The 3,214-nt window shown below is 33.7% G+C and carries 4 protein-coding genes; all 4 read right to left on the reverse strand.

Annotated features, from left to right (window positions below):
* Window positions 1-137: 137 nt before the first annotated feature.
* Genes nadD through KJ849_06545 form a run of 4 tightly spaced genes read right to left on the reverse strand, consistent with a single transcriptional unit; the run spans window position 138 to window position 3,211 of the window.
* On the reverse strand, window positions 138-734 hold the full coding sequence (nadD, locus tag KJ849_06530) for a nicotinate-nucleotide adenylyltransferase (protein MBU2600212.1): 597 nt from the start codon (window positions 732-734) through the stop codon (window positions 138-140).
* Window positions 731-1,987, reverse strand: a complete 1,257-nt coding sequence (locus tag KJ849_06535; protein ID MBU2600213.1) for a glutamate-5-semialdehyde dehydrogenase — start codon at window positions 1,985-1,987, stop codon at window positions 731-733. Before KJ849_06535 ends, nadD begins: the two co-directional genes overlap by 4 nt.
* A gap of 2 nt (window positions 1,988-1,989) precedes the next feature.
* A complete protein-coding gene (gene proB / locus KJ849_06540) occupies window positions 1,990-3,087 on the reverse strand; it encodes a glutamate 5-kinase (GenBank protein MBU2600214.1) in 1,098 nt (365 codons plus the stop codon).
* Entirely contained in the window at window positions 3,080-3,211 is a 132-nt protein-coding gene (locus KJ849_06545; GenBank protein ID MBU2600215.1) for a DUF1967 domain-containing protein, read from the reverse strand. The genes proB and KJ849_06545 overlap by 8 nt, the downstream gene beginning before the upstream one ends.
* Between the last annotated feature and the right edge of the window lie 3 nt (window positions 3,212-3,214).

Consider the following 3,214-nt stretch of genomic DNA (forward strand, 5'->3'; position numbering starts at 1 on the left):
CTTATGGACCTTATATAACAACAAGTAATATAACGGATGTTATTTATTTTGCTTTTATGATTATAGACTAAATTAACTAGATGCTTATGGACCTTATATAACAACAAGTAATATAACGGATGTTATTTATTTTGCTTTTATAAATATAAATTATAATTAACTAGATGCTTATAGACTAAATCAGGAACTAAATACTTTACAGATTCTTTATGCTTAATCTTTTCTCGAATTCTAGTTGAAGAAATATCTAATCCAGGAATGATTAATTCCTTAATATGTCTTGAGTAACATTCTTCAATCTTTAAGCTATATCCAGGTCGATTAGCGACGATAAAGGTACATAATTTAAATAAACTCTCTACTTCTTTCCAGGTATTTATTTCAGAAATAACATCACATCCTGTGATAAAGTAAATTGTGGTCTCTTCTCCATATATTTTTTTAATTTCTTTAAGGGTGTCTAAGGTATACGATCTTCCTCCTCGCTTAATCTCTATGTCCGAGACTATAAAATCATCATTATCCGAGGTAGCTAAGATAGTCATTAGATAACGATTACTTGAATCTAATAAAGAATCCTCTTCTTTATGAGGAGGAAGAGCCGAAGGAATAAAGATTACCTTATCTAAAGAAAATTTTTCCTTAGCTTGAGAAGCTAAAGAAAGATGTCCGTTATGAATGGGATTAAAGGTTCCTCCTAAAATACCAATCTTCTTCATTTTCTTATCTTTCATTCTCTGATCTGACCATCTCCTAAAACAAAATATTTAAAGGAGGTTAATTCTTCTATTCCCATAGGACCTCGAGCATGTAATTTTTGAGTACTAATTCCTATTTCTGCTCCTAATCCAAACTTGCTACCATCGTTAAATCTGGTAGAAGTATTAATAAATACAGCCGAAGCATCTACTTCTTGAGCAAATCTATAAGCCTTGGAAATAGAATTAGTAATAATACCTTCTGAATGTAAAGAACCATATTTTCTAATATGAGAAATAGCTTCATCTATATCTTTAACTACTTTTACCGCTAAAATTAAACTTAAGTACTCTTCCTGCCAGTCTTCTTCTTTAGCTTCTTTAATACTATTGGCTATCTCTTTAGTTATTGGACATCCTCTAATTTCTACCCCTAATTCTTGAAGATTCTTAATTAAACCCGGTAAAATTTTTCCGGCTATGTCTTTATGGACAAGTAAGGTTTCTATAGCGTTACAAACCCCAGGTCTTTGGACTTTGGCATTAATTGTAACTTTGCTGGCCATTTCTAAGTTTGCTTCTTCGTCAAGGTAAAGATGGCAGTTGCCTTTACCGTGAAAGACCACGGGCACGGTAGCTTCTTTTTTAATAGCTTGAATTAAATTTTCTCCACCGCGGGGAATAATGACATCAAGATATTGGTCAAGTTTAGATAGAATAGTAACTGCTTGATGATCGGTAATTTCTACCATAGAGATAATCTCCAAAGGAAGATTAAAGTCCATCAGAGACTTTTTCAAAACTTTAACCATTGCTTTATTGGAATTAATTGCTTCTTTGCCTCCTCTTAAAATTATCGCATTTCCTGACTTTAAGCAAAGAGAAGCAGCATCAACAGTAACATTTGGTCGAGATTCATAAATAACAGCTATTACTCCTAAAGGAGTTCTAACTTTGCTAATTAATAATCCATTTGGCCTTCTCTTGGTCCAAATATATTCCCCTACCGGATCTGGCCATTGAGCTACCTCTCTCACCCCTTGAACCATATTTTTAATGTTATCTTCGTTGAGAAGAAGTCGATCCATAAAGGCTGGCGAAAGATCCTCTTCTTTAGCCAAAGCTAAATCTTTCTTATTTTCTTCTTGAAGATATTCTATATTTTTCTCTAAATTTAAAGCCATATCCAGGAGCAAGTCTTTCTTGGTTGAAGCAGAAAGCTTAGCGGTGGTATATGAGGCCTCTTTAGCTTTTTTAGCCATCTCTATAATAAGATTTAAAACTTCCATCTTTACCTCAAGACTACCAAATTACTCCTATGGACAACTTCATCGTAATATTTATAACCTAAAACTTCTTTAATTTCAATAGTCTTTTTCCCTAAAATTTTCCTTAGCTCAAGAGAAGAATAATTTATCAACCCTCGAGCAAACTCAACTCCTTCTTTATTAATCACTCTGATGCAATCTCCTTGTTCAAAGTCATCGCAAACCTCAATTACTCCTGAAGGAAGTAAGCTTTTCCCTTTTTCCATAATCACTTGTCTGGCTCCCTCATCTACTTTTATACTTCCCATAGGCGTTAAAGCATAAGCAATCCAACGTTTTCTTCCGGCTAAAGAATCTTCTTTAGCTTTAAATAATGTCCCACTTTTTTCTCCTCTCATTAGCTTATTTAAAATTTGAGGAGTTTTGCCGTTGGCAATAATGGTAGTTATTCCACCCTTTACCGCTCTGCTTGCGGCAGAAAGCTTGGCTAACATTCCTCCGGTGGTTGTTTCTTTTGAAGTTTTCTTGGCCAGACTAAAAATTAAAGGATTAATTTCCTCTACTACTTCTATGACCTCTTTTTGTTTGTTTAATAAACCTTCCACGTCAGTTAAGATAATTAACAAATCTGCTCTAATTAGAATGGCCACTAAAGCACTTAAAATATCATTATCTCCAAACTTTAGTTCTTCTGTAGCGACAGCATCATTTTCATTAACAATAGGAATAACCTGATGCTTTATTAAAGTACTTAAAGCATGGTAAATGTTAATATAGCTTTTTCTTTCACTTAATTCTTTGTGAGTCAATAATACTTGGGCTACTAATTGTTTATTTTCTTGAAAACAAACTTCATAACTATGCATTAAGTAAGATTGACCAATAGAAGCACAAGCTTGTTTTAAAGGAATAGTCTTAGGGCGATTTTTTATATTTAGCTTCTTCATTCCGCAAGCAATGGCTCCAGAAGAGACTAAAACTACTTCTTTTCCTAAGCTATTTAAAGAGACAAGATCACTTACTATGCTTTTTAAGTACGAGAAATTAAGTTCCCCAGTTGGAGAAGTTAAAATACTTGTCCCTACCTTAACAACTACCCTTTTTTTAAAAGGACTATGGATAGTACTCAAACTCCAGATCTCCTATTTTTACCAAATCTCCTTCCACCGCACCCATCTCTCGTAAAGTTATATCAAGGCCCATCTTTTCTACCAAAGGACTATGGATAGTACTCAAACTCCAGATCTC

Source organism: bacterium, from assembly GCA_018830565.1.
GTDB lineage: Bacteria > UBA9089 > JAHJRX01 > JAHJRX01 > JAHJRX01 > JAHJRX01.